General features: G+C 60.7%; 3 protein-coding genes. All 3 read left to right on the forward strand.

The features are described from left to right. The first annotated feature begins 83 nt into the window (after positions 1-83). From IVA91_RS34900 to IVA91_RS34910, 3 genes are read left to right on the forward strand one after another with little or no spacing between them, the layout of a single operon-like run. A complete protein-coding gene (locus IVA91_RS34900) occupies positions 84-542 on the forward strand; it encodes a transposase (protein ID WP_247460692.1) in 459 nt (152 codons plus the stop codon). Further along, on the forward strand, positions 535-888 hold the full coding sequence (gene tnpB, locus IVA91_RS34905) for an IS66 family insertion sequence element accessory protein TnpB (RefSeq protein WP_027515864.1): 354 nt from the start codon (positions 535-537) through the stop codon (positions 886-888). The genes IVA91_RS34900 and tnpB overlap by 8 nt, the downstream gene beginning before the upstream one ends. 52 nt (positions 889-940) lie before the next feature. Continuing rightward, the gene (locus IVA91_RS34910; protein ID WP_247460693.1) at positions 941-2,512 is read left to right on the forward strand and encodes an IS66 family transposase; all 1,572 of its coding nucleotides are present in this window, start codon (positions 941-943) and stop codon (positions 2,510-2,512) included. Positions 2,513-2,588: the final 76 nt, after the last annotated feature.

Genomic DNA, 2,588 nt, shown 5'->3' on the forward strand with positions numbered 1-2,588 from the left:
CGTAAGCGCGAATTTCTCCGCACCTTTTGCTTTTGAGTGCCCTGATGCATGAGGTGTCCACCAAAATAGGTGGACACCTTGTGATGAGCGACGATAATCAGAAACTGCGGGTCAGGCTTGTCGGCCGGAACGGTCGCCGGCGCTACGAGGCGGCATCGAAAGAGCGTCTTGTCACGGCCTGCCTTGAGCCTGGGGTTTCGGTATCGAGGCTTGCACTTGAACATGGGGTGAACGCGAACCTCCTTCGGAAGTGGATCAAGAAGCACAGTGCGACCAGGTCGCTGCCGCCGTCCTCACGCCCGGCGTTCATCCCGGTTCAGCTTGAGGGGAAGGCGGAGCGGGACCTGTCACGAAAAGACAGCGGGGCGACGGTTGATTTGCCGGCTTGCGATGAAGTACGTGGTTCGGAACCCAAAGGAACTCCAGCTTTTTGTTCTCCGGCCAAAGTGAGCGTGTCGCTGCCGAACGGCGTGAAGCTCGCGCTGGAATGCGGCGATGTGGATGCATTGACGGCGATCATCGGAGCGCTGGGCGATGTTTAGACTGGGCGGTGACCTGCAGGTCTATCTGCACCGTGAGCCGATCGACTTCCGGGCTGGCATCAACAGCCTTGCGGTCCTGGTCCAGGAGACGATGGCGCTCGATCCATTCACTCCGGCGGTTTTTGCGTTCTGCAATCGCCGTTGCGACCGGATGAAGCTTCTGTTCTTCGATCGGTCCGGTTTTGTACTGGTCCTGAAGCGGCTGACCGAGGACAGGTTCCGATGGCCGCGCCGCCAGGAGGCGATCGTCACGCTGACGACCGAGCAATTGCATTGGATCCTTGACGGCATCGATATCGATGCGATGGTCCGCCATCCGGTGCGGCAATATCAGGTTGCCGGCTGAGCTCTCGAGTTGAGCGGTTGACGCGTCGGTACGGTTCAGATTCAAGAATCCGATGAATCGAACCGGCGATCCGAGTGTTGAAGTGCTGTTGGCACGCATTGCTGCGCTGCAGGCGGAGAACCATCAACTCGCGGACCGCGTCGCCAAGCTCGAGGAAGAACTGGCGCTGGCACGCCTGCATCGTTTTGCGCCGCGCAGCGAGAAGCATGTTGATCGTCTCTTCAATGAAGCCGAGCAGGCCTCCGATGAGGATGACGCCAGCAGTGAAACGAACAATATCGCCGAACTTCCGGACACGGGCTTGCCACCCGTCAAAAACACAACGGGAAAGAAGCGCGGCCGCAGGCCGCTGCCGGCGAACCTGCCGCGTGAGCGCGTCGAGTATGACCTGCCCGACGATCAGAAGGCGTGTCCTTGCTGCCGTGGCCAGATGCATCGCATGGGCGAGGCTGTCACCGAGCAACTTCATATCGAGGTGAAGGCGAAGGTTTTACAGAACGTACGCTTCAAATATGCGTGCCGCCATTGCGATCGCACCGGGATCAACGCCCCTGTCGTGACCGCGCCGATGCCGACGCAGCCGCTGCCGGGCAGCGTTGCCACGGCCTCAACGCTGGCGTTCGCGCTGGTTCATAAATATGTCGATGGCACGCCGCTCTACCGCCTGGCGCAGGCCTTCGAACGCGCCGGCGTTCCGGTCAGCCGCGGCGCTTTGGGTCGCTGGGTGATCGGCTCGAGCGAGAAACATCTCTCCCGCATCTATGACGCCCTGAAGCTACGGCTCAGATCGCAGCCTCTTATCCATGGCGACGAGACGACGGTTCAGGTCCTCAAGGAGAAGGACAAAAAGGCCACCAGCACATCGTATATGTGGGCTTATCGCAGCGGCAAGGGCAGTCACGAGCCCATCGTTCTTCTGGATTATCAGCCGGGCCGCGGCCAAATCCACCCGCAGGCCTTCCTCGGCGATTACCGCGGCATTGTGATGAGTGACGGCTATACCGCATGGCGCACCCTGGAACGGGCCACCCACATCGGCTGCATGGCCCACTCCCGGCGGCGCTTTGTCGATGCCCTCAGGGCAAGGAAGAAGGGCGGCGGTCCGCCCGAGCAGGCGCTGCGGTTCTTCGACCAGCTCTACCGGGTTGAAAGGCAGGCGCGGGACGGAATACCGGAGAAGGGTGAAACACAGGCCGACTGCATTCGCCGCTTCCGCCAGCAACATAGTGTCCCCATCCTCAATGCTCTCAAGGTATGGCTCGATGACATGGCCCCGAAGGTCTTGCCTGACAGCAAGCTCGGCGACGCCGTATCCTACACCCGAAACCAATGGGAATATCTGACGCGCTACACCGGGGACGGCAGCATGCCGATCGACAACAATCTTCTGGAGCGCGACATCAGGGTTTTTGCAACTGGCAGGAAAAGTTGGTTGTTCAGCGATACCGTGGACGGAGCCAAGGCCAGTGCCGTCGTCTACAGCCTGATGCTGACCTGCCGCGCCTCACGTGTCGAGCCGTTAGCGTGGTTGCGCCACGTCCTCACTGAATTGCCTCAGCGCGCCGGCGATGCCGATATTACCGACCTGCTGCCCTTCAACTTCCACAAAGCCGCCACTGCCTGAACGGCCCGGTATCGCCCGATACTAGGGCAATCCATCAAACCCGCCGGCGTCAACGTGCGGGGAAAATCGCGCTTAC

This window comes from Bradyrhizobium sp. 153 (assembly GCF_023073835.1).
Taxonomy (GTDB): domain Bacteria; phylum Pseudomonadota; class Alphaproteobacteria; order Rhizobiales; family Xanthobacteraceae; genus Bradyrhizobium.